This is a genomic window from Chamaesiphon sp. VAR_48_metabat_135_sub, assembly GCF_031418915.1.
Lineage (GTDB): Bacteria > Cyanobacteriota > Cyanobacteriia > Cyanobacteriales > Chamaesiphonaceae > Chamaesiphon.
In genome coordinates this window covers 1-21,447 of record NZ_JANOJV010000093.1, presented here as the reverse complement: position 1 = coordinate 21,447, position 21,447 = coordinate 1, and the positions used below count along the sequence as shown (strand labels likewise).

Sequence of the window (21,447 nt, the reverse complement as noted above, 5' to 3'; positions counted from 1 at the left end):
AGGGTGGGCCACCTACTAAAATATCTACTTCACCATGATTTAAGCCTAATTCATTGAGATCCTGGATATTTCTGATATCTTGATGTGGCAACTTTAGCTTGGATAAAGGAAAGTTTTGATGGTGAGTTTCGACTGCATACCGATTGTTGTCAATTCCACCTAAAATTTGGCACCCAGCATTTTTAAAACCTAAACTCATACCACCTGCACCACAAAAAATATCGAGTACGGTAGGTTTATATTTATGGCTGGCTCTTTTATCAGTCATTAATATTACTCGCGCAATTCATTTGAAAATTTTTTCAGATAGCCTACAAAATACAGATATTTTAGCAATAATCTAACTCAGTTGGTATTACTAAATTTTCCCACATTAGGGTCAAAATTAACATTACAAGTTCCAACGCTTCCATTCCGATTCTCACTGACAACAATCCCTATCACCGCTGGTTCCGAACTATCACCAGTGGTGATATTCACCCCGATATCGATTCAAGGATTTAGGTGCTTTCGATCGCCTTGGCGGCGCGCTTCGCGATCGAAACGTGTAATAATGTCGGTAATAGTAAGTATTTACCTACGTTATTCATGGAGTCAAATCGAGCATCTCCTCTGGAGCAACGAATTCTCAATCTCGCCAAATCTCAAAGTACGATTCGGACTCGCGATGCGATCGCAGGTGGCATTCATCCCGAAGATCTGCGCCGCTTGGTAGATCGGGGCGTACTGCTCAAATCTGGTCGGGGGATGTACACATACATTGATGCCGAACTCACCGAATATCATAGTCTCGCTGTTGCCAGTCAGCGAGTAGATCGTGGGGTAATTTGTCTGCTCTCTGCCTTACAGTTTCACGGCCTTGGGACTCAGGCACCCTTTGAAGTCTGGGTGGCGATCGACGTTCATGCCCGCCGTCCCAATTCGGATATACTAACCCTGCGTCCGGTGTATATGTCGGGATTAGCATTGAGTGAGGGGATTGAAACTCACACAATCGAGGGAACTCCAGTGCTGATCTTCAATCCAGCCAAAACGATCGTCGATTGTTTTAAGTATCGCCATAAGATCGGGCTAGACGTGGCCCTTGAAGCTCTGCGGGAAAGCTGGGAGTCTCGCCGCTGCTCGATGGATGAATTGTGGTCGTATGCCAAGATTTGTCGGATGAGTAAAGTGATGCGTCCTTACCTGGAGTATCTATCGTGAATCAGCCACGAAATCTAGCAGCTTCAGTCCGCCAGCGGTTGTTAAACCTCGCTCAAGCTCAGAGAGAGGATTTCAACCTGGTTCTAACTCGCTATGGCATCGAACGATTATTGTACCGATTACACTGCTCTGCTGCGGGAGAGCGGTTTATCCTCAAAGGAGCGATGTTATTCATTCTCTGGAGCGATACACCCCACCGCACGACTAAAGATGTGGATCTATTATGTCGGGGAGATAATTCAATTACAGAAATAGAAGCCATCTTTCGAGCGGTTTGTCAGACTGATGTGGTTCCAGATGGCTTGGAGTTCGATCTGACGACAGTAAAAGGTGAATCGATTAAAGCCGATCGAGAGTATCCAGGCGTGAGGATTCGGCTCACCGCATTCATCGCAGGTACCCCGACGCGGATTAATTTACAGATCGATGTGGGATTTGGCGATATCGTCACTCCCGCACCGCAACTGATGAGTTTGCCCGCGATGCTCTCGGATCTACCCACACCTCAACTGTATGCTTACAACCGCGAGACTGTTATCGCTGAAAAGTTTGAGGCAATGGTGCTGTTGGGGATCGGGAATACACGAATGAAGGACTTTTACGATCTGTGGTATCTATCCCAACACTTCACTTTTGAGGGAAGTCTGCTCGGTCGAGCTATTACTGCCACATTCGCTCGTCGGCGCACCCCGATCCCAATCGCTCCGCCGCTAGCATTGACGAGTGAGTTTGCCGATGATGAAACGAAACAACGGCAATGGGTGGCTTTCGTGCGAAAGGGGAAACTGACAGACGAGGACTTGGTTTTGAGCCAAATCGGATCGATTCTCCATGATTTTTTAATGCCACCGACAATTGCCATTGGTGCGGGAATTGAGTTCGACCGTGTGTGGTCGTCAGCTCTGGGTTGGCATTCTCAATGAAGTGGCAAATTGTCTTTATCGGTCGCTATCGAACGGGAGTTGTGTCAAGCTCATCTTCCCTAGATATTGGAACCCTCACACCGCCACCATGAGTAGGAATCCTGACACCTACTTGCTTATCTAATTCAGCTTCGCTTTCATTTACATTATCTAGCAACGGCTCAACCTGTATCCGTTCGCGAAGCGTCGGCTCTGCTTGGTGGAACGCACGCTGAGGGAGCCTCAGCGCGATTCCATCCGCTGCCGAATCGCTAACTTCAGCTTGTATTTGTGCCTTAAAAGTGGTGTAGTTGCGATCGAGCTTAATTAAATCCGGTCGAGCGTTGCACAGAGATTTAATGTCAGCAATATCGAGCGGCAATCGTTGGGCAATTACGAATTTCTCAATATCTTCAACACGAAAATCTACACTGCGCTCGGAACAATGAGCGATCGCATCGTCGATATAGTGCTGCGCGATCAGTGAGGAAATGGGCTGGGCAACTGTCGGCACTCCGGCTTTGACGATTTCAATGCCTAAATCGCTGGCTTCTTTCTGCCACCATGCTTTTAACTCTGTTGAGGTGATGTGTTTTTTGTGCTTGCGAGTGCGATCCCAACTATCCTCCCGCGTCTGCCAAGTGCTATTGGCTGAACACTGAGCGAGAATCTGCATCCGGCGTTTGCTAAATTCGATTAAATTCTCCAGCTTGTAGCCCTTAATCTCAAACATCCCGTGAGGACGAGGCTCGATCTCATAACCCAGTCGTTTGACTTCGGCTGCTAGGTAAGCCTGATAAATCGTACCTAAGTGTTTCTTATTCTGAAAAATTAGATCGTTGTCATTGGCATACCACTTGCCATTCTCTGCTTGAGTTAGGTTCAAAACCAGGGCGTGATTGTGTAGATGCGGATCGAGTTCGCGACTCTCAATATGGTCGAACTGAGCTACGACGAGGCTTCCAGTTTTGACTTCTGCTACTTTCTTATCTTTGGTAATACGGGTTTGCGCGTAGCGTGATTCGATTAGTGCCAGAGTTTTCTCGACGGCAAGCCGATGGGCATTCTCTAATCGGGTATCCCCGCCGACTAAGGCAGTCAAACTCACAGATTTCGGAGCGGAAAAAGTAAAATCCGTTCCCGCACGGCGTTTGTCGGGGTCGCCCTTCGTACCCAGATATTTGCTGCCATCAGGCGATCGACCGTAGCAAATATGCTCGAATGATTCTCGATCGATTTCACCGACTAATCCCAGTTCGGCGGCACCTTTTCCAAACCACCGAGTTTGCCCTGGATCGTAATAGTCAGTGAAATACTGCACCGCTGCACTGGCTTTACAATTTTTTGCTGTTAGCATCAGTCTTACTGTAACATTATTGATTTTATTTGCACTACTGTTAACTTCGTCTTGAAACTATTTTGAGTATTAATTTCCCTCACGCTTATTATTATCGCCCAATTTACAGTTATTATAGTAAATGTGTACTATGCGTAAAATTAAATCGAGATTACGTTGAAACTAGCCCCATTCAATGACCCCCATGAAATTTAGTATTTTAGGCTTGAGATAATACAACAGACCCATTGCATACCCATTAAATACCCATTACAGACCCACTGAATATCCACTGAATACCCACAAAAAAAGTAGTAAATTCAAGCTAACAAAATGCCAGATTGGAAATGGAGAGTTAACGAGGGCAGACAATTAGAAAAGATTCTCTTTGAATATTTAAAAAGCTGTAGGCAGATGAAAGCAGACATAATGGAAGCTGTCGAGGCATTTTATTTGCCCTATGCACTCAAGTACAGAGGTGCTTCACCGCTAGAAATTCGGAAAGCTTACCAAAAATCGATCGACACCTTACAATCGAGAGTAAAAATTATGGCACTGGACGCGGGGATGTCCATAGAAGCGAGCGAAAATATCCGGTCGGAGGTAAGTTTCGATCGCATAAGTGCTGCTTCAGCAGATCTGCATCAGCTCAAAAAAGATGCAGTTGACGAAGTTGACAAAGCTGATGATGACTTGCCGATTAACCCGCTCAGGAAGATCGCCAAATTAGAGAAGTGAGGAGGATTAATTTCGTGGAATATCTGTACGCAGTCATAGATTATGGCAGTAGTGCGCTGAAGGTGTTTTACAGTAAAGAACTCACCGACGCTCCTCAATACTTCATGATGCAGCCAGAGATCATCGAGGTTTCAATCGATGATGTGCAGGAGTATCGTCAAAACTTCAATTTAGATCCAGCTCGATATGCCTTTATTGGGACTAACGATCGTTACTATGCCACTGGGGAATTAGCCCAAGAGGTATTTCGTTCCACTTTGAACCTTACCGAACCAAAATCCAACAATGCGATCGGGCGTACTTTAGCAGCGATTACCGTAGCAGCTCGACTAGCTCAGATCGATGTCGGTAAAAAATTTAGACTTTTCCTTTCCTGTTTGCTCCCCGCTGGCGAGCTGGTAGATCGAGACATTCTCGAAGCAAATCTCAGGGAGGCGTTTAAAAACTTCGACACACCAATGGGCAGGTTGCAAATTAACCTCAAGTACTTTAATTGCCATCCTGAAGGTGGTGGATTGGCACTTTTTTATGAGGAGCATTGCGATTTAGCCGATCGCCAGTTAGGGGTAATTATGATGGGTCATCGGAATTCGAGCTGCTTTGTCATTCAAAATAAGATCTATCGGCGGTTGCGTTCGACCGATCTTGGCTTCGCAACAATTGTCAACGATATTCAGCTCGCCACATCTGCATACAAAGACAAAACGATAACCGCAGCGGTGGCGACTTACCTCAATAAGGAAGACGATAAAACCCCGCTGATAAAAATGTTACTGCGAAATAATCCCACCGCGCGGGAACAGGAGCTAGACAAGCTCCTCAAGGCGATCGATCTAGCCACCAGAAAATTTTGGAATTCATTGCTTATTGCCATTCTACATCCTTAAATTACTACAAAATAACTTCATCACAATTAAGCATCTCACACAGTCGATCGATTTCTTCAGATGACAATTGAGAATGATCTTCAAAGTAGTCAGAAAATGCAGAATCTATCGACTCAGTTGGAGTAGATTGCAACAGGCGTAAAGCTGCTAAAACTGTAGCAATCGTTCGTTGGCAAAGCCTTTCCTCTGGAGAATCGTTATCCAACGTCGATCGCAATGAATATCCGTCAGCACTGTGCTTGGCTTGATGAGTGACATAGCCAACATAGATATCTTCAACGAAATCTGCCCAAGAACCATCATCTCGATCTTGACAATATTCAAGATCGGAATTGGCTTGAGCGATTGCTTCGGCTTGGGTAGGGAAGAAGATCTCCGATTCCCAGTTATGGACGAACCAGTGGCAGGAAGGAGAATTATTATTATTTGAAGTTTCTGTCATAATTAAAATTATAAATAGTGTTGTATGATTCAATGATTTTGGCATCAGTCATGCCGTGCAGCTTATCTAATTTTGCCCTGGCAATGATTGGTTCAAGTCCATCGCCTCTTGCAGCTATAAGTAATTCGACGATGTGTTCTTGAATTTCATAAGGTAATGAGTTTAATCTGTACCATTTTTCATGAGGGCTTAACTTTTCAATCGGAGATTGTTCTGATTGGTTCATATTGTTGTCATAATAAAGATTTCAAAATGCCCGTAACTTTTGCAATACGGGCAGGGTTGATTGAGGCTTGGCAAGTTTTAGATAATTCCGGCGGATTGCATTTCTAAAACTTGACTGATATAGATTTCGAGTACTTCCCAATTAATTCCAATTGTGGCATCATGATTATCCATTGCCATTTGTAAGACTAGTCGAGCAAAATCTCGACTTAGCTTAGGATTAAGGGAAAGGACATCATCGGTATGCCAGGTTTTATAGAAAGTATCGCTACCACCTTCTAGCGTTTGAATATGGGCGATCGCTGTTGAGGCATCAATATTTCCCATCGCTGCCCTGCCTCACCCAAGGTAACTTCTTGGATGAGATATTTGTGGTTATCGAGTGCCTCAACCAAAACCAATTTAAGGTTTTTCAATTGGATTAATTTATGTGCTCCTTCGTCACGAATGACAGCATAGTCGAGCCGAGTGAGATATTCGTCAACAGTAATCTGGTAGGTTTCGATTTTCATGTTTTTAAAAGATTTGGATGGGTTTTACAGCACTTTGTAGTAATATTTGAATACTCAGTATCAAAGAGAAATCATTTATACTAACCGAGCTAGTTTTTCTTTAACTGGTTCTAGAGACTGGATTTGATTATCTAGATATTGACGATCGCAGTAGAGATGAAATAATTCATCATCAATGGATTGAATTAGACCTGCAATCTCTTTTTTGTCCGAATCATTTAGATCCTGACAAAGCAGCGGTAGATCGTCTAAGCTAATTTTCTTGCCTTCAACAATACATCCATGAGATTGAATGAGGTTGACAATTTTCTCGACTTTTTGATTGTTTGATTCGTACATAATGCTCATTTCCTAGAAATTGGTAATGTGAGTAAGAATACAAAAAAGCACCAGTCTTCAAAAGTGACTGGTGCTAAATGGGATTAGAGATTGTGATAGAAAAGTTACGAACTAGTGGACATGATGTTATCTTATTAGTAGTGATATTGACTAATGCTTGAGAAGTCTCTGTAATGCTACTTACAGGGACTTTTCTCCATTTTAGCTAGTTACTAGCGGTTGCTACCTCGTGCCAGGTGCTTTGTGGCAGGTAAAGGACACTCGAACCAAGTCGTTCGACTTCAGTTGCGCGATCGTAAGATTCGATGTCTTCAGCAGTCCGAGTAACTGCATTCAACATGCCAAATCGAGACAAGTCACCAGAGCGAATCAAATGGTCGAGAACCGAACTCGATTCGGCACTGTTTAATCCAATTGCTTTGGCAGTTAGTTCGACGGCTTTGGCTGAATGACCCGTAATGATGTCGTTCTTTGAGGCTTGCAGATCGGCTACAGCATTGCGGAAGGTGGTGATGCTAATCGCATTGCGTACCAAGTCACGAATCTTCAGCTTAAATGCGTTGTCGATCGCTTGTACGGTATCCGAAGCATACAAATCGGTACTTTCATTCGCACGACCCGCATGGTTCTTCCGTTGCTTGGCATCTTTGAGCGTTAAGCCATTGGTGCAAACTAGGCGATAGATAAAGGGTTCGACCGAGATCGAGCCATTACCGAGTTCACCATTGGATAGCACGAATCCTGCTTGAACTGGGTCGCCAACTGAGATAGCAGCTTCGATGTTGGTGTTAATAACTTTGAGATACATCTTTTCGTCAGTGACGTTGCAGCTTGCAATCTGAATGCCATCACCCATTTCTTCAAGCTCAGGCAGTACCATCGCTAGAATCTCGTGGTTGTCAACGATCCGGTAGCGATTGCTCAAGAAAGCGCGCATCTGGCTCCGCAAAGTACGAATGAGCGAGGTTTCGCCTTGCTTTTGACCCAACCAATGATTGACATTGGTGGATAATAGATCGGGAGATTCCCGACGCATCCGATCGTAATATGGCTTCGGAACCTGGATGCGGCTTGCCATTTGTGCGTGAGCGTAGTCGGTCGCTGGCATTTCTTCACTACCATTGTTGGTTTCTAGTTGAAAGTTGCCATTGCCGACCATACTTAGGCTAGAAGTTGGAGCGTGGAAGTCTCGTTTAGACTCTTGTTGAGCGGTGAGTTCTTCGGCGAGTTGGACGAGAGTTAGACCAGTCTTCATGATGTTGACCTCAAATAAGTTAGTAGTGGATATGAGAAAGCCGCTAAACCTTTGAAAATTTAGCGGCAATAATTCTCGTTCTCAAATAGATGCGGCTCTGCCGCTGTCGGCTAGAAATTCTTCAATTCAGCCTTGAGATTTGTCATTTGAGTATTGACAATACTTAACGTCTCTGCCAGATTTTGATGAATGAATTTCTTAGTTATGCCGTTTGGAGTGTGTAGGATAATTTCTCCTGTATCATTGACACGCAAAGAAGCAGGAAGGTCTTCAAAACTGTGGTTAGGAGAATATATATCGACTCGAAGATATACACAATTATTTAATGTATATAGGTTATATCGCGTGTATTTCCACCACTCTACTTTTCCCGCTAACAATATACTTGCCATCGATCTCTTGATTTCATAAATTTCTTGAAGCGATATTCCAGTTATCATGATTTTAAAAGCTCGTTGATTTTAGATTTATAGGTGGATACGGAAAAAGCCGTCAAACCTAGCTAGATTTAGCGGCATTATTTAAATCAACTCGCGGCGGCTTGCAGTGGTCGAGTATTGTCAGGCAGACTAACGCAAAGCATCATCGATACCTTGTTTGACTTGGCGATCGATTTCGGCTCGATGTACTTCACCCCAGATTTTAGTACTGAGGATTTTGACAATTGCCTCATGATGTTCTTGGCATTTGTTAAAGAATGCCATCTGTAAATCCTGCGATCGTTCGATAATATCTTGGTGGTTGTCCTTCATCCATTTTTCCATCTCAGTCCGATCGTTAGGTTTAAAGCCTTGTTCGGTTGCTAGCTCGGTTATGGCTTGCATGAGATAGGCAATTGCCGATTTGTAAACATTGGGGAATTCTGGGATATCCATAAGTCGATTCTCGTGCCAAGAGGCTTCTCTTCGAGACGCTTCGCGAACGCCAACGAGTATGGTTAGTGGATAAGATAGAATCGTCAAGCCCGGACTTATGCGAGCTTGACAGATATGGCTTAACGCTTGAGGTGAATCAGATGGGTTGACACTCCGCAGCTACGATCGCTCTTGGTAAAAGCATCGGCGGAATTGTCATAACGATCGACCCCAAGATCGTCGAGTCAATCCGAGAAATTCCGACGCTGTAGGCTACGGCTGGATTGATACCCACTGGGTAATACCGCAACAAGTTCGCCACCAGGAGCCAGCCAGTCATAGGCAGCTCGAACGTGGTCGATATAAGCATCCTTAGAAAATGGGGGATTCATCAGTACGCGATCGTACATCGGTCGTGGAGTGGCGAACAGAAAATCGCGATCTAACGGTTGAAAATCGAGCAGAGTAAGGGCTTGATGTAAATCTGAGTTAATCTCAAAGCAATCTATTACCGCCCCTAACTTGCGAATGGCAAGACAGAGATCGCCAGATCCAGCACTTGGATCGAGTACTCGGTGAGATGAATCGATTCGAGCAATCTGCAACATCCGATCGATTACTTCCTTTGGAGTCGGGAAGAAGTCGGGCACTTTGGTATAAATCGCTCGACGACGCAGCTCGTTCGCCTTCTCTAGAGAGCGATCGATCTCAGGGGCGGGATTGCCAAAGCATAGACTATCCAACAGTTTCACAGCCGCGATCGCCTCATACTTTGATTTGATACTAAACTGCGCGAGTCGATCGACAATGGAATAATTGTAGGTAAAGCAGTCTTGCAGATACTTAGAATCTTCTTCATACCAGCGGTAAATGCTAGCAAGATCGGCTAATTGTTTGCGGTTGTCGATATTTGCAAACTGACTAGGACAGGTACCAGTGCGATGTGACTGAGCGAGTCCTTCAAGCCAACGCTGGATGAGTGCTAGCCGTTCGCCTTCTTCGCGCATTCCAGCGGCAATGCGCGAGCGACGGGCGGTGATGTTTTGTTGTCCGATTGCGGGATGCAGTTTTGAGTCGATGGTTGTCTGCATTGTGGCTGCTAGTTTCTCTAACTTATCAGCCAGTTTGAGGCTGCGGCTCGATATTGGTTGAGGATGTAGATATCGGACTTCTGGGATGTTGTCGCTCTGTGCATTTACGGGCTGCGATGTAAATAGGTCTAGCTTGAGCTGGGCTGGGTTATCGATGGTTCTCATAAGGTTTGAAGATAACAGGTAGATAAAAGAACAACCCCAAGCGTCACTAGATGCTTGGGGTTGTTCGAGCTGTGAAATATCAAGCAGCGACGGCGATCTTCGGAGCTTTCTTACTCCGAGTGGTCGAGGTTTTGCGCTTGGATTTAGCCGGAGCTTCAGCAGGGGCGATTTGCGTTTCCGAGGGAGAGGCTTCTGCGAAGGCAGAGGCTACGCCAACGCCAACGACGGGAGGAGCAATCTCGCCAGGGGTTGCAACGGGCAACGAGACGACGGCAATGACACTCGCGAAGCTTGCGCGCCGTCTTCGGCGGTCGCGATGCCAACAGTGCAAGCGTCACGACCGAGCCGAAACTTGCCACTAACGACGAGATTGGCTTCGGGCACGAATAGCCGCTGGTAGATTTCGCTCGCACCAGTACTAAACAGCACTTTGATATCACCGTCGAGGGCAGTACCAGTCAGCTTGTCACCGTTAATTTCAGCAGTCAGGATAACGAGATTGGAAGTAGCAGAGTTCATGAGTAGTCTCCAAAGGTAGGGTAAGTGGATATTGAAAAGCTAGTAAGCAACCGCAAGGTCGCACACTTGCAAATCTGAGACAGCCACAACAGGCTTAAAGGGCGCGGTCGAACCGTCGGGGAGTGGTTCAAAAGTCAGCTCGCCAGTGACGGCGATCGTGTCGCCTTTGCGGATGGTTCGAGCAGCATCGACGAAGGCATTGCTAAATCTGACCGCAAACCAATCTTTTCCGTCATTAGTTGTTATTGCCAGGGCAGCTTCGAGGCTCGAACTATCATCGGGTAAGCACTTAGGAGCACGACCGACTAAACCGGAAATGTTAACTTGCATGAGCGGATTCCTCCAAAGGATGGCTGAGTTGAAGCAATAGTGCTTCAACTCAATTCGGCTTTGCCGATGGTCTGCACTGTCACTCCAGCAGCACATCAGCTAGAGTGACAATCTTGCTCTAAATGGGGCAAACGCCATAGTAATCGGCGTTTGCAAGTACCTGTGCTTGCAATGCTTGATGTCGCAGTTCGGGGATCGAGCGATCGATCGCGAAGTCAAGTTGAAACAAAGTCTAAGGTAGCTAAATCAACGATTGTCATCGAAGAATCATCGTTTGTGTAACTATCGATAACTTCGCGGATTGTTTTGTAGGCGTATTCTCCGTGTGAATCGGTAAGAGCGTTAAGTTTATTAAGCAGTTGTTTGGGCGAACAAACAATCTTGTTAACTAGGCGTTGGCGAGATTCGCGGTGATTGAGGCGTAGCACTAAATACGAACGCATATTTTTTATGGGGGTGAGTTAATCGGATTGTAGAGTGGTGCGCTTGCTCGATTGATATCAGCCGCAGCCAAGAATACCGATCCAGACCGGATCGGCTGGCTACGCGATGGCAATTAAAGATCGATCTTTAATTGTTTGGACTTACAATCAACACCAAATTGCTCTTTTAGCCAGCAATTGGCATTGATTAAAGACATAATAATTTGACTCCAAGCTTCTCGATCTAGATCGTTAATTTCATGCTCCTCGTAGTATTGGTTAAGCAGTTTGCCAGCATTAACTATCGATGTACCAGCATCGAAGGCGATGCCCTCCATCTTTTTGTTGACAGCAAATTTAGTAGCACTATTACTCCGTTTCCAGAAGATAGAGCACCAAATTCTTCGTCGAGCCTCCAATAGTTCGTAGGCGATCGTCATCTCTAGACCCGCCAAGATTAGCAATTGATTATTTTGATATTCTGGAAATTTCTTTAAATACTGTAAACTCGAACCAACTCCGGCTGTGGATGAATACATGATTACCTCTATTAATAAAAATACCTGCGAACTCCTCCAGAGTTCGCAGGTAAGATCGATAAGACAGATGGTTAGAACGGAATGTTGTCATCCTCACTATCATCGACAGTAAGGGTTTGGACGACTGGCTCGATCGCCGGAGCGATCTGGGCGATGGGCTTGGCAGCGGCGAAAACCGCTGGCTCGACGGGGATATCCAGCAATTGGAGGACGCGATTTGCCAGTTCGTCATTGCGACCGAGAAAGAAGCTCTCCCAGTTATCGATCGTGGGCTTGGAATGAGTGGCAACCTTACAAGCAGGTGCTTTGTTACTGTTATTACCAGCTAGCTCGCGCGTGACCTCAAACTCAAACACGCACAGGGCGTTAAATTCGAGGTTCTTGGGACGCGCGGAAATACCATTGGCTTGAGCGTGGCACATAGCTATCTCTAGGAGAAACTGCTGGTAGTGGAACGAGAAAGTGGCTTGAGTAGCACCTTTGGCGATGTACTGCAAGGGGATTTCATGCAGGGGGTTATTGTCGCAATCGAGCAATAGCACTTCAAAGATCTGGATATTAGTAACACCAGCTTGTCCTTTAAACTCACCGTACTTTCCAAGCAACTCCAGCTCGGAGTTACCGTTTTCACCTTTGACAGTTCGCGCCGCCATTAATCCAGATTTAGGGACTACTAGCATCCGAGGCTGGCGGAGGATCGAGCCTTGCTCTACCGCCCCGCTAGAGAAGGTATAGGTATCCAACGTCTCAGGCACATTAACCCAGCTTGCTTTAGCCATCTGGTCGAGGCTGACAAAGAAACCGCACTCGACGGGATTCTCGCCGCGCAAGCTTTGGATGTATGGTAGCTTGGCATTGGGATTGCAATATTCGGGTGAGGCAAAGCGATCGCGGACGGGCTGAGAATTAGTCATGATAAAAATTCCTAAAAATAATGAATCGGTCGAATGGATACGGCTTTGCCGAGAACACGCAAAAAATAGCTCGCAGATCGAGGGATCTGCGAGCTATTTTTTGAGTCGAGCGATTTAAGCGAAGAACTCAAAATAGATTTCAAGAATTGCTTCACCAATTGAAAATCGGCGAGATTCAAACTCACCGGAACGCAAACAAATGAAGTGGCAGTAAGCAGAAGTTAAACGATCGAACATATTGGTTTCTCCTGGAAGTCTAAAGATTGAAGCGAGCTACTTAACGCTCATCTAGATTCGGCTTTGCCGATGACTTTCTCCAGATTTTTCAACTCCAGCTACATAAAAAAGCCACAACATTGGAACTGCCAAAGACCTAGAAGTAGTCGGGGACGAGCAAGCGGTCGGCTACAATCTCATCAGGTACGTGGTACAAATAGTCAGGATGAACCAGATGCAATGCCAGCCAATAAGGATCGGACGATCGCATACCAACTAGCCGTTCGCAATAATAGACATTCGTATCTCGCCGCAGATAGCCGATGCGTAAGTCTTGATGGCAGACTTCGACCGCAATCTCACCGTCTTTTGCTCCTGGTGCATCATCAAACACATCGAGCCAATTCAATGATAAGTGGATGCGATCGCCAACCCACTCTGGTTCCAAACCTTGTAGATCGGGCAGCGGTAACGCTTGGAAATAGCGGTGGGGGCGAGCGAGAACGGCATCGTGGCACTCGGCGGTACTAAGATGATGACCGCGTACTACTTTATTTAGGCTGTTACCACAAGAGAAGCAATCGGCGTAGAGAGGACGTGCTAACGGACAATCTAAGCAATTTGATGGTAGTACTTTCATCGTTCGATGGTTATGATATTGAGTGAAATTATTTTTCAGATAAAAACTGAGAGTTGACAGACTCTCAGTTAATTTTTTGGTTAATATTCGGTAGGCAGATACATAAAAATGAAATCTGTAAACGTTTCCAACTAAACATTCAACAAGTGATTAATACTGAGGGTCAGAGTGATAATAATCTTGGCGATCGTTATGAGATGACTCGCAAATTTCGAGCATTAATTCCTCTAATAATTGCAAGTACTCTGTGGATTCGAGCGTCTGTTTGGCGGGTAAATCGGCTTCGATGTCCATGATTGCTCCAGATAAATAAACGAGGTAACGCAAGTGAAGATTGCGCTACCTCGTCTAAATGCGGCTATGCCGCCCAATAAATTAGTTAACTCTTCTGCTGGGGTAATCGGCGAGGTTCGAGCGTTAAGAAACCTCTTTGGCGTAGCCGCGCTTCGTCGCAGGTAATCTCCCGATCTCAAGGCTTTGGGTCTCGATGTCCGAGAGGATCGACTTGGAAAAGCGGGAACTCGGAAGATCGTCTTAGAGTAAAGTGGTAATTTTATCGTCAGTATCGTCAGCCGAGCATGATTTTCCACCAAAAATTAGTCAGGGCAACGCTCTTGGGGCTGACGATAATGCTGACGATATTTTAATGGCTGACGATATTGACGGTAAGGCTGACGATATTTTCAATGGCTGACGATCGGACTAAAGATATCGTCAGCCATCGAACGACATAACAGCAGTGGGTTACAAGGTTGGCTGACGATACTGACGATAAAAATTCCCGCTCGACCTGTTCTAATAATCGTCTGCGCTGATTTAAAATTGGGGATTTAGTCAAGTAATCGGCAAAAGTGCCAACCTCAAGCAGCAACACGCTGGAAACCTGACAAGCTGGATCGAGTTTGTGGCGGGTTGAGACTGGCGATCGAAGATCTATTTATTAGTAAAATGTCACATCGAGCGATTACCTCTCGGCGCGGCTTCGCCAACGATATTTTCAGTTAGAGATCGGTCTACTACGATAGAAGTCTTTGCTTTATTAACGGGTACGATTACAGTAGGTTCTTGAGCTGTAGATATAGAGGGAGTTTCAATTATTTCTTGTTCGGGCACAGGAATTTCTACAACCCAATGAGAAAAATCATCCGGTGCGCGATCGCCATCGGGGTAAACGTCATTGAGCAGTACTCCCAAGCTCTTTATCTCTGCCATCTTCGCAACATCTCCAGCCAGCTCCGAAGCTTGATAGAGCTGCCGCAGCTCTCCTGCTGTTGGCAAGTAGCGTCGCTGTGATGAAGGGGCTGGATCGACCCGCTCCAGTGGTGTAGATAGCTGCGGTAGTGGCATGAGTTCCCCGCGATCGATCCTGGAGACGGGGTGATGGTCGATGAGGCGTTTGACTTGAATCTCAAGAATTTTCTCGTTCGAGCCACGCGATAACGTGCCTTTGAGTAGATGAGTGCCACTGTTGAGCTTGGCTTTGGACTCTTTATTGATTAACTCTCTACCTAGCACCCCGATCGGTATCCGTCGTCCCCCAGAACCAAGATAATCGACTGAAATCTCCTTGCCCTGACGATTAAATGCAAACTTACCTGTAAAGTCTTCGATCTGATTCTGGCTAATAGCGGGATTAGGATTGACAACAAATTCGCCTAGCTCGGTGCGGATGTGAATTTTCGGATCGAGGGGTCGAACGATTTTAGCAGCTACCACCGTGCCAGGGGTAAGCAGTGGTGAGTCGCCATAAGTACTCAAGCCCAGGTCAATCGTGCGGCCATCTGGTTCGTTCGCGTAGCGTTCCCTTTGGGAAATCGCACTCACACGTAAATCACGATCGAACCTAATTGCCAGTTCCGCTCCATCTCGTAACTCTAACGCGGCTGCTGTAGGACGATTGAGCGCGATCGGCGGTACGTTATCCAGGTGTTGGCTAATTTCGTTAGCAAAGATTTTGGTAGCCATGCCCATCCCCGCGCTGGAATGCCATGCGGCAGACGCATACTGTATCCGCTTGTCATTGGCAATGTTTTCCAGTTCGCTCAGTACCTTATCTGCACTAGCAAATACCGCATCGACATCGTTTTCTAAAGTAAAGGGTGGATGAAATTCGATCGTCGATCTTGATATGGACAATCTTTTCGTACTACCAAATTGTTCGATTTTACACTTATCTAGATTATTCGAGGCTGCTGACTCTGGTGAGACATATCCGATCGGGATTGTATCTGTTTCATTTACTAGATAGACCGCATAATTCTCTTTGTCACTATTCTCCCCATTGCGATATATCTCAAACCTTGCATTACTCTCACTATCACCTAAAGCCCAGATTGGCGAATCACCTGCAACATCAGCATCGCACAATCGCTGAACCACCACACTCTTGCCGCTACTAGAAACGATCGTTAACGTTGGCTGCTGGTCTTGGGGTAATTCTCGATACAGTCGATCCTGAATTTGCCCGATCGCCCTAGTACAATTACGATATTGCCGAGCGAACTCGTCTACGACTGCTTTTTGAGCGTCATTATGAGTAATCGGTATCAGCGAGCGAAACCGTTTGTTTAAATCTTCTGATTCGATTTCTTGTAATTCATGCTGCTGCTGCCCACCATTGTAAAATCGGTTGGCAGTCTCCACCGCCCACCCAATCGGCTCTTGAGTATTCGTGGGGAGGTCGCGGGTGAGATAAATATCGGGTTTTTTGACATTCTGGCGGAGCTGGTGCGACTTGTACTGAATGCGTTCGCCAAAGGCGTGGATTGCTTCATCGATACCGACACTACTTTTGGCTGTATCGACGGCAGTTTGCAGATTTTTGGCCACCGCACTGTCACAATAGGCTTTGAGAAGTCGATTGACATTATCTAAATTCCGCTCGGCAAATGCCAGTCGATCTGCTACTGGTAATTTATCGATCTCTCTACTCGCCTGGACGATGCTCTCGATCTTCGAGGCAAGCTGCATCGGTGGCAGACCACGCTCGACTAGGTACTCATCGCTGGGAATCTCTTCAACTGGAATCTCACTGTAAGCTGCGCCAACTTGCTTGAGCAAACCGATCTTCCGCTTCGGTTCGATGTAAATTGTCTCGGATGCGAGGGATTGCAAGATTATCGACTGGTTGGCAACTTTTCCAGTCGGATTGTTGGCAGTAATATCCCAGGCTCGCCAAATAGCTTGAGTTAGTGACTCGCCCTCATGCCAGAGATGGTCGGTTTTTTTGGCTTTGGCGATTCTCCAAGGGAGAGGCTTCGCCAACGGTAACGGCTTGCGGTCGGGGGCATTGGCTTCGATAAATTAGCGGAAATTTCCCGCGTTCTAAATCTGGCTGAAGGATTGTTTGGGCGATAACATCTCTACCTGCTTCATAACGTTCGCCACCCGTGAGGGGTAAATGGCTCAGTCGTTCTCGGAGTTGGCGAGGGAGATTGTCGTTTGCTAGATAACCAACGAAGAAGCCATTGCGATCGCCATCGAAATCGGTAATGGCGATATGTTTTGCCGTCCAGGGATTCATATAGGCTACGCCGCGTTTATCGAACGCTTCGGAATCGCGATCGCGGAGGATTTCTAAATTATTAATCGCAATTGCCGCCGCACCGACATTGGGAAATGGGGATCTGTAATAAGCAACGATCGCGCCGTGGGGTAAGTCGCGATTGCAGATCTCCCACGGCTCTAACTTACTATGATACTGGGCGATCGTAGCGGGGACGACGATCCCACTAGTGGCTACATCTAACCTGTCGCGTCTGAGCGACTTGTTAAGCTGGCGGCTGATGTTTGGGAGTTGGTTGAGCTGCCCATACTTATCGGCTTTGAGAAGTGTGGAAAGTGTCGCTCGATTGTTGCGCGGTTCGTCATCGTCCACACCATCGATTCCTTCGGGTGTATCGATAATTAACTCGCGCTCTCGTCTTGCTTCTTCTTTGGCTACGAATTTAGCTGCCACCTGCCAATTATCGATCGCAACATCGGCAAGTTCGGCAGCTTTGGCTGCCATCATCGGATTGAGTTCGTTGAGTGTCGCATCGGGGATAGTCCCCTTGACTTGAGCACCCACCGATTGATTGGAGTATTCAGCTTTAATCTTCCGATTGACCCATAAAAAACTCTCTAATTCGATAATACCTGGCTGCTTGAATCTACCGTCGTCGCCCTTGATATCATTAGTTGAGACGATCGCATCCACACCCAATCGTTCGCACCAACTACTAGTAGCTACAGTCCCTTTGGCAATTCCAGGTAAATCCGGCGTGGCGGCACGAAATTGTAGTACGGCACTCCGAGCGATCCGATCGATCTTTTTCTCGATCGTTTGGGCGGTTTGAAGATCGACAAAATAATTAGTGATTTTGCCCGTACACTTAAATTCCTCCAGCAGCTTTCCGGCTAAATCCGGATCTGAGGAATCCCCAAATGCTGCATCGATCCATTCACCTAAGTCACCCAGATCCTCATCTGTTTTGTCGTCAGTCTGGTGCAATCCACGATCTATGGCGAACAATACTTCTTTATCTAACAATAGTCCGCGCAAGAGCTTGGTCGATGCCAACATCGTACCGTCGCCCATTTTGTCGTAGAGGTCTTCTAACTGTTTGGTGGGAATCTTGCGCCCATCGCGGTCTTTGAGTGGAGCTGCACCACTCGCTCTTTGCTCGTCATCGATAATTAAAATCCGAGAACTACCCAATTTTGTTTGAGCGGCTGCTTTCCCATCGCTGACGACCAGCGAGCCATAGGCAACTGCATTGTGGGCACTGCGCTTGCCATCTGTGTAAATCGGTTGGATGTTACGGCTCTTATCCCCTTTGGCAATCAGATCCGCAGTCGTCCGATCTGTAAAGTACCCAGATTTGCCACTGGTGCAAATGAGATGTCTCCCTTGAGCTTCCAACCGTATCCGATCTGAGTCATTTACCCCGTTGTAGAAGTTAGCGACCTGCAAACTCTGAGGTTCGATCCGATGGGTTTGGAGCCACGTTTCTAAGTAACAATTCTCTACCGATTTCACCCTTGGCGTTCGATCTCCTTCTGGTGCGAAATCAGTGAGGTCTTTGCCAGTCTTTAAGTCAAATTCTTGGAACTGGAGCATGACGATCGTGGAAAATTACCAGTGGATGATATCTTCTTCTACATCAGGGAAGGGTTGAGTAAATCTAGTAAGAGGTTTAAAGTCTCGTTTGGGTTTATTTCCCTTCGTATAGTAAGACTCAGGAACATCGTCAATATCGATGCCATCGGCGAGCATATCGCCCAAATCGTCATAGTCTTCATGTCGATACGATCGTTCGTATGCCCATCCTTCCATGTCAACCTCAGCCATTAGTTTCTCATCCTCAATATTTTGGGCTTCTTCTTCCTCGGTGTAGGTGCGCGGCGGCGGTGGGATAAGATCGCCTTCTTTATAGAAAATGTCTTCGATGGAATTTATTTTAACCACGATCTATTCCTATTCTAAGATTGCTGCTCTTAGGATAACAAACTTCTTCATGGTTTCATTTGCAGCGGAGCTAGCTGGTGACGTTGCCAAGATGGCGCGGATTAAAAACTTGGGAGTACTGCTCGACGAAGTTTACCCCGATGGGTCGAGAGCACCCGATGATTTTTCTCTTTACCAAGGCAAAATAGCGATGCTAATCGCATCAACCCATCATCGATCTGATATCTTTAAGCAACTTATACATAGTCAGTGGCGATGCTGGAAATGGCTCGAACCCAAAATGACTATAAAACTTGCCCGCAGTCTCATCCTTAGCATGAACGAGCATCGCCCTAATTCCAGCAATGTCGGCAGCATTTACGGTTCGACGCAAAGCATCCAGCAATAAACCCTGTCCGAGCTTTTGCCCTTGAAAACGATTATCGACAGCCAACCGCGCCAAGATCATCACTGGGATCGGGTAACGTGCCAACCCTTTACTCAACCCTTCCGGTGACTCAGAATGCGTGACTTCTCCCACCGTTAGAGTGTAATAACCCACCACCCGTTCGCCAATTAATGCCAGCCAAGTTTGGGCACTATCTTTCTTTTGATTTTGGGATGCGTATCGGTGTAAAAACTGATTTAGTGCCTCTACCCCACAATCAAATTCGGCGATTGGTTGCCCAGATGTAAGTTTTTCGATCCTTGGCTGAGAATCGTCTGCGGCTATGGACATCGATCGAACACACTGGGCGTATTTAGCAGTTGTTGCAGACGGGTATGAGTACGAGGCGGAGCATCAAGGGCTGCCTGGAAAGCATCCCATTCTTCATCGTTGAGACTAAATTGTCGTCGTTCGGCCAGAGTACTTTCTGCTTCTGTCAGAGCAGTATCCAGTACGAATTCACTGAGGGTTTTATGACGAGATTGTGCCGCAGCCTGCAACAACCTCTTCGCAGTTGGGGAAAGGCGAATATCTAGCCTTTCTGCCCGTAAGTTAGAAGACATACTCAATACCTTGGCAATTTAATCCTATTTTACCATAACGTGTGTACGTTGGCGACACAAGCACGAGCGGTTTGAAAGCTTACAACTATGCCCTCACGAGCATAAAAGTTATCGAAACTCTCACGCTGCTCCCGTCAACCTCATTGTCATTCGATCGGCCTATTTATTACTCCCGAAAATATAGGCAGTATTGCCACGATTTAAGAACTGCAAAGGCTAGCTCTAAACTATAGGAGAGCAAAATGAAATTTAATAATAATAAAAAGGGTGAAGTTGACAGATAGTTGATAAAAGATCGGCAACTTTAGCATTGGTATATCGATCGGAACGGGGATAAATTAGACAACTGCGTACCTGTCCGTAAGCCGTATAATTGAGTTTTTGAAGATCGATATCGGGGAGTTTTACTAGGATGTTTTTTTGACCGATCGTTCTTAGGGTCAGAGAATCGATCCTCGTAAAAATCGTCTTCCATATATCTGCTTCATAAGCTTGACTCAGTAAAAAACTATATTTTAAGTGCCGATATTTAGTAGTAAATCCTGCTACTAAAGAAACAATCTTTTGTAACTCCCGATGACATGGGGGTAAAATTTGCCACCAGTGAGCGCGAGTATCGATACTCACAGGTAGACGTTCGAGATAAATATTAAATCCGACAGGATCGCACTCAGACACGATCGCGTGAACTTGAAGATCGCACATCAACTCATCTAATTGCCAGTCAGGGAGCTTATGAAACACATGCCGTTGAGATGAGGTTCCATAACACGTCAGCAGAGTTTGCAAGGCGCGATCGACTACTTCTCCCCCCGATGATACATAATTAATCAAGGTAAATATCCCGTATTTCTAAAAGATTGCCAATTATCCTCCAACCATTTAGCTATTTTCAATTTCACGATCGGATTGAGTTGCTTCCCTTGCTGATATCCATTCTTGACAATTTCATGTAACGGAGTACCGAGATCTACAGCTTCAAGAATTGCCGGATCTGCAAGCCAGGTCAGGATGTTAGCAATTTTAACTTTACCATCCTGCGAAAATTTGTCTAGCAGAGGTAACGGATCGAATCTATCCCAGTTAGGAACCGCACTAGTAATCCCTAAGTTAAATACGCATACATGTTGAATATTTGGATATTTGGTGACAAAATCGATAAACATCTGCTGCGATGTATTGCTCCCAAAGCTACACCACCAGTTGACAACTTTAAATGGTGACGAATCACTCGCCATTAGCCCATTAATATTATTACTATCCAGCCAAAGTTCGATCCCGTCATTTGCTGGGAGTGAAGCAATTAGATCCCGCTTGATACTATAGATAATATCTAACGTAATTGCTCAACTAGGGGGAGGTTGACAAAAACGGAAAAAGCGATAGAGTACCCTTATGAAAGAACTGCCCGACATCAAACAACTAGACACAGAAGCTAAAGATGCTCTGATAGTTGCGCTGTGGGAAGAAGTGCAGAAA

Annotated in this window: 30 protein-coding genes; 5 read left to right on the top strand and 25 right to left on the bottom strand. The window is 45.9% G+C overall.

Annotated elements, in window-relative coordinates:
* On the bottom strand, positions 1-268 hold a 268-nt coding region (locus RMO55_RS07300), incomplete at its 3' end, for a DNA cytosine methyltransferase (protein ID WP_310425401.1).
* Positions 269-504: 236 nt separating this feature from the next.
* Between RMO55_RS07300 and RMO55_RS07295 the strand changes: the two genes are divergently transcribed.
* Positions 505-1,203 (top strand): type IV toxin-antitoxin system AbiEi family antitoxin domain-containing protein, encoded by a 699-nt coding sequence (locus RMO55_RS07295; RefSeq protein ID WP_310425399.1) that lies wholly within the window; start codon positions 505-507, stop codon positions 1,201-1,203.
* Positions 1,200-2,126, top strand: coding sequence for a nucleotidyl transferase AbiEii/AbiGii toxin family protein (locus RMO55_RS07290; RefSeq protein WP_310425397.1), 927 nt, complete (start codon positions 1,200-1,202; stop codon positions 2,124-2,126). Before RMO55_RS07295 ends, RMO55_RS07290 begins: the two co-directional genes overlap by 4 nt.
* A 25-nt stretch (positions 2,127-2,151) precedes the next feature.
* Here RMO55_RS07290 and mobF read toward each other — a convergent pair whose 3' ends face one another.
* A complete protein-coding gene (mobF, locus tag RMO55_RS07285; RefSeq protein WP_310425396.1) occupies positions 2,152-3,462 on the bottom strand; it encodes a MobF family relaxase in 1,311 nt (436 codons plus the stop codon).
* Between the two features lie 393 nt (positions 3,463-3,855).
* On the opposite strand from mobF, the gene RMO55_RS07280 reads away from it, so the two are divergent.
* Entirely contained in the window at positions 3,856-4,179 is a 324-nt protein-coding gene (locus RMO55_RS07280; protein ID WP_310425394.1) for a hypothetical protein, read from the top strand.
* A 14-nt stretch (positions 4,180-4,193) separates the two neighbouring features.
* Positions 4,194-5,066 carry a hypothetical protein gene (locus RMO55_RS07275; protein WP_310425392.1) on the top strand — a complete coding sequence of 291 codons (873 nt, stop codon included), beginning with the start codon at positions 4,194-4,196 and terminating at the stop codon, positions 5,064-5,066.
* Between the two features lie 4 nt (positions 5,067-5,070).
* Here RMO55_RS07275 and RMO55_RS07270 read toward each other — a convergent pair whose 3' ends face one another.
* The 16 genes from RMO55_RS07270 to RMO55_RS07195 form a co-directional block, all read right to left on the bottom strand.
* A complete protein-coding gene (locus tag RMO55_RS07270; protein ID WP_310425390.1) occupies positions 5,071-5,508 on the bottom strand; it encodes a hypothetical protein in 438 nt (145 codons plus the stop codon).
* Positions 5,489-5,734, bottom strand: coding sequence for a hypothetical protein (locus RMO55_RS07265; protein WP_310425388.1), 246 nt, complete (start codon positions 5,732-5,734; stop codon positions 5,489-5,491). The genes RMO55_RS07270 and RMO55_RS07265 overlap by 20 nt, the downstream gene beginning before the upstream one ends.
* A 77-nt stretch (positions 5,735-5,811) precedes the next feature.
* Entirely contained in the window at positions 5,812-6,060 is a 249-nt protein-coding gene (locus RMO55_RS07260; RefSeq protein WP_310425386.1) for a hypothetical protein, read from the bottom strand.
* A complete protein-coding gene (locus RMO55_RS07255; RefSeq protein WP_310425384.1) occupies positions 6,012-6,245 on the bottom strand; it encodes a hypothetical protein in 234 nt (77 codons plus the stop codon). The genes RMO55_RS07260 and RMO55_RS07255 overlap by 49 nt, the downstream gene beginning before the upstream one ends.
* Positions 6,246-6,320: 75 nt before the next feature.
* Positions 6,321-6,584, bottom strand: coding sequence for a hypothetical protein (locus RMO55_RS07250; RefSeq protein WP_310425383.1), 264 nt, complete (start codon positions 6,582-6,584; stop codon positions 6,321-6,323).
* Between the two features lie 205 nt (positions 6,585-6,789).
* On the bottom strand, positions 6,790-7,839 hold the full coding sequence (locus RMO55_RS07245) for a DUF932 domain-containing protein (protein WP_310425381.1): 1,050 nt from the start codon (positions 7,837-7,839) through the stop codon (positions 6,790-6,792).
* Positions 7,840-7,949: 110 nt separating this feature from the next.
* Positions 7,950-8,279: a hypothetical protein gene (locus tag RMO55_RS07240; RefSeq protein WP_310425380.1), complete on the bottom strand. Its 330-nt coding sequence runs from the start codon at positions 8,277-8,279 to the stop codon at positions 7,950-7,952.
* Between the two features lie 129 nt (positions 8,280-8,408).
* Positions 8,409-8,714, bottom strand: coding sequence for a hypothetical protein (locus RMO55_RS07235; protein ID WP_310425379.1), 306 nt, complete (start codon positions 8,712-8,714; stop codon positions 8,409-8,411).
* 224 nt (positions 8,715-8,938) lie between these two features.
* Positions 8,939-9,949 carry a class I SAM-dependent methyltransferase gene (locus RMO55_RS07230; protein ID WP_310425377.1) on the bottom strand — a complete coding sequence of 337 codons (1,011 nt, stop codon included), beginning with the start codon at positions 9,947-9,949 and terminating at the stop codon, positions 8,939-8,941.
* 207 nt (positions 9,950-10,156) lie between these two features.
* Entirely contained in the window at positions 10,157-10,468 is a 312-nt protein-coding gene (locus RMO55_RS07225; RefSeq protein WP_310425375.1) for a hypothetical protein, read from the bottom strand.
* A gap of 39 nt (positions 10,469-10,507) precedes the next feature.
* Entirely contained in the window at positions 10,508-10,798 is a 291-nt protein-coding gene (locus RMO55_RS07220; RefSeq protein ID WP_310425373.1) for a single-stranded DNA-binding protein, read from the bottom strand.
* A 215-nt stretch (positions 10,799-11,013) separates the two neighbouring features.
* Complete coding sequence (locus RMO55_RS07215; RefSeq protein WP_310425371.1) at positions 11,014-11,241, bottom strand: hypothetical protein; 228 nt, start codon at positions 11,239-11,241, stop codon at positions 11,014-11,016.
* Positions 11,242-11,354: 113 nt separating this feature from the next.
* Positions 11,355-11,759 (bottom strand): hypothetical protein, encoded by a 405-nt coding sequence (locus RMO55_RS07210; RefSeq protein ID WP_310425369.1) that lies wholly within the window; start codon positions 11,757-11,759, stop codon positions 11,355-11,357.
* A 71-nt stretch (positions 11,760-11,830) separates the two neighbouring features.
* Positions 11,831-12,673, bottom strand: a complete 843-nt coding sequence (locus RMO55_RS07205; RefSeq protein ID WP_310425367.1) for a DUF5895 domain-containing protein — start codon at positions 12,671-12,673, stop codon at positions 11,831-11,833.
* Positions 12,674-13,046: 373 nt separating this feature from the next.
* Entirely contained in the window at positions 13,047-13,529 is a 483-nt protein-coding gene (locus RMO55_RS07200) for a hypothetical protein (RefSeq protein WP_310425366.1), read from the bottom strand.
* A gap of 150 nt (positions 13,530-13,679) precedes the next feature.
* Positions 13,680-13,856 carry a hypothetical protein gene (locus RMO55_RS07195; protein WP_310425364.1) on the bottom strand — a complete coding sequence of 59 codons (177 nt, stop codon included), beginning with the start codon at positions 13,854-13,856 and terminating at the stop codon, positions 13,680-13,682.
* A 217-nt stretch (positions 13,857-14,073) separates the two neighbouring features.
* Between RMO55_RS07195 and RMO55_RS07190 the strand changes: the two genes are divergently transcribed.
* Complete coding sequence (locus tag RMO55_RS07190; protein WP_310425363.1) at positions 14,074-14,223, top strand: hypothetical protein; 150 nt, start codon at positions 14,074-14,076, stop codon at positions 14,221-14,223.
* Between the two features lie 257 nt (positions 14,224-14,480).
* On the opposite strand, the gene RMO55_RS07185 is transcribed toward RMO55_RS07190, so the two are convergent.
* The 7 genes from RMO55_RS07185 to RMO55_RS07155 all read right to left on the bottom strand — a co-directional run bounded on the left by RMO55_RS07185 (position 14,481) and on the right by RMO55_RS07155 (position 21,206).
* Positions 14,481-16,793 carry a hypothetical protein gene (locus RMO55_RS07185; RefSeq protein WP_310425362.1) on the bottom strand — a complete coding sequence of 771 codons (2,313 nt, stop codon included), beginning with the start codon at positions 16,791-16,793 and terminating at the stop codon, positions 14,481-14,483.
* Entirely contained in the window at positions 16,732-18,630 is a 1,899-nt protein-coding gene (locus RMO55_RS07180; RefSeq protein WP_310425361.1) for a hypothetical protein, read from the bottom strand. The genes RMO55_RS07185 and RMO55_RS07180 overlap by 62 nt, the downstream gene beginning before the upstream one ends.
* A gap of 15 nt (positions 18,631-18,645) precedes the next feature.
* A complete protein-coding gene (locus RMO55_RS07175) occupies positions 18,646-18,978 on the bottom strand; it encodes a hypothetical protein (RefSeq protein ID WP_310425359.1) in 333 nt (110 codons plus the stop codon).
* A gap of 202 nt (positions 18,979-19,180) precedes the next feature.
* The gene (locus RMO55_RS07170; RefSeq protein ID WP_310425356.1) at positions 19,181-19,696 is read right to left on the bottom strand and encodes a GNAT family N-acetyltransferase; all 516 of its coding nucleotides are present in this window, start codon (positions 19,694-19,696) and stop codon (positions 19,181-19,183) included.
* Positions 19,687-19,968 (bottom strand): DUF1778 domain-containing protein, encoded by a 282-nt coding sequence (locus RMO55_RS07165; protein WP_310425354.1) that lies wholly within the window; start codon positions 19,966-19,968, stop codon positions 19,687-19,689. Before RMO55_RS07165 ends, RMO55_RS07170 begins: the two co-directional genes overlap by 10 nt.
* A gap of 249 nt (positions 19,969-20,217) precedes the next feature.
* A complete protein-coding gene (locus RMO55_RS07160; RefSeq protein WP_310425351.1) occupies positions 20,218-20,802 on the bottom strand; it encodes a hypothetical protein in 585 nt (194 codons plus the stop codon).
* Complete coding sequence (locus RMO55_RS07155; protein ID WP_310425349.1) at positions 20,799-21,206, bottom strand: hypothetical protein; 408 nt, start codon at positions 21,204-21,206, stop codon at positions 20,799-20,801. Before RMO55_RS07155 ends, RMO55_RS07160 begins: the two co-directional genes overlap by 4 nt.
* Positions 21,207-21,447 lie beyond the last annotated feature (241 nt).

Bases quoted from the DNA above. Each gene is read 5' to 3' on its own strand.
- mobF (WP_310425396.1), bottom strand. From the start codon at position 3,462: ATGCTAACAGCAAAAAATTGTAAAGCCAGTGCAGCGGTGCAGTATTTC.
- RMO55_RS07280 (WP_310425394.1), top strand. From the start codon at position 3,856: ATGAAAGCAGACATAATGGAAGCTGTCGAGGCATTTTATTTGCCCTAT.
- RMO55_RS07270 (WP_310425390.1), bottom strand. From the start codon at position 5,508: ATGACAGAAACTTCAAATAATAATAATTCTCCTTCCTGCCACTGGTTC.
- RMO55_RS07265 (WP_310425388.1), bottom strand. From the start codon at position 5,734: ATGAACCAATCAGAACAATCTCCGATTGAAAAGTTAAGCCCTCATGAA.
- RMO55_RS07260 (WP_310425386.1), bottom strand. From the start codon at position 6,060: ATGGGAAATATTGATGCCTCAACAGCGATCGCCCATATTCAAACGCTA.
- RMO55_RS07255 (WP_310425384.1), bottom strand. From the start codon at position 6,245: ATGAAAATCGAAACCTACCAGATTACTGTTGACGAATATCTCACTCGG.
- RMO55_RS07250 (WP_310425383.1), bottom strand. From the start codon at position 6,584: ATGTACGAATCAAACAATCAAAAAGTCGAGAAAATTGTCAACCTCATT.
- RMO55_RS07245 (WP_310425381.1), bottom strand. From the start codon at position 7,839: ATGAAGACTGGTCTAACTCTCGTCCAACTCGCCGAAGAACTCACCGCT.
- RMO55_RS07240 (WP_310425380.1), bottom strand. From the start codon at position 8,279: ATGATAACTGGAATATCGCTTCAAGAAATTTATGAAATCAAGAGATCG.
- RMO55_RS07235 (WP_310425379.1), bottom strand. From the start codon at position 8,714: ATGGATATCCCAGAATTCCCCAATGTTTACAAATCGGCAATTGCCTAT.
- RMO55_RS07230 (WP_310425377.1), bottom strand. From the start codon at position 9,949: ATGAGAACCATCGATAACCCAGCCCAGCTCAAGCTAGACCTATTTACA.
- RMO55_RS07225 (WP_310425375.1), bottom strand. From the start codon at position 10,468: ATGAACTCTGCTACTTCCAATCTCGTTATCCTGACTGCTGAAATTAAC.
- RMO55_RS07220 (WP_310425373.1), bottom strand. From the start codon at position 10,798: ATGCAAGTTAACATTTCCGGTTTAGTCGGTCGTGCTCCTAAGTGCTTA.
- RMO55_RS07215 (WP_310425371.1), bottom strand. From the start codon at position 11,241: ATGCGTTCGTATTTAGTGCTACGCCTCAATCACCGCGAATCTCGCCAA.
- RMO55_RS07210 (WP_310425369.1), bottom strand. From the start codon at position 11,759: ATGTATTCATCCACAGCCGGAGTTGGTTCGAGTTTACAGTATTTAAAG.
- RMO55_RS07205 (WP_310425367.1), bottom strand. From the start codon at position 12,673: ATGACTAATTCTCAGCCCGTCCGCGATCGCTTTGCCTCACCCGAATAT.
- RMO55_RS07200 (WP_310425366.1), bottom strand. From the start codon at position 13,529: ATGAAAGTACTACCATCAAATTGCTTAGATTGTCCGTTAGCACGTCCT.
- RMO55_RS07180 (WP_310425361.1), bottom strand. From the start codon at position 18,630: ATGCTCCAGTTCCAAGAATTTGACTTAAAGACTGGCAAAGACCTCACT.
- RMO55_RS07170 (WP_310425356.1), bottom strand. From the start codon at position 19,696: ATGTCCATAGCCGCAGACGATTCTCAGCCAAGGATCGAAAAACTTACA.
- RMO55_RS07165 (WP_310425354.1), bottom strand. From the start codon at position 19,968: ATGTCTTCTAACTTACGGGCAGAAAGGCTAGATATTCGCCTTTCCCCA.
- RMO55_RS07155 (WP_310425349.1), bottom strand. From the start codon at position 21,206: ATGGCGAGTGATTCGTCACCATTTAAAGTTGTCAACTGGTGGTGTAGC.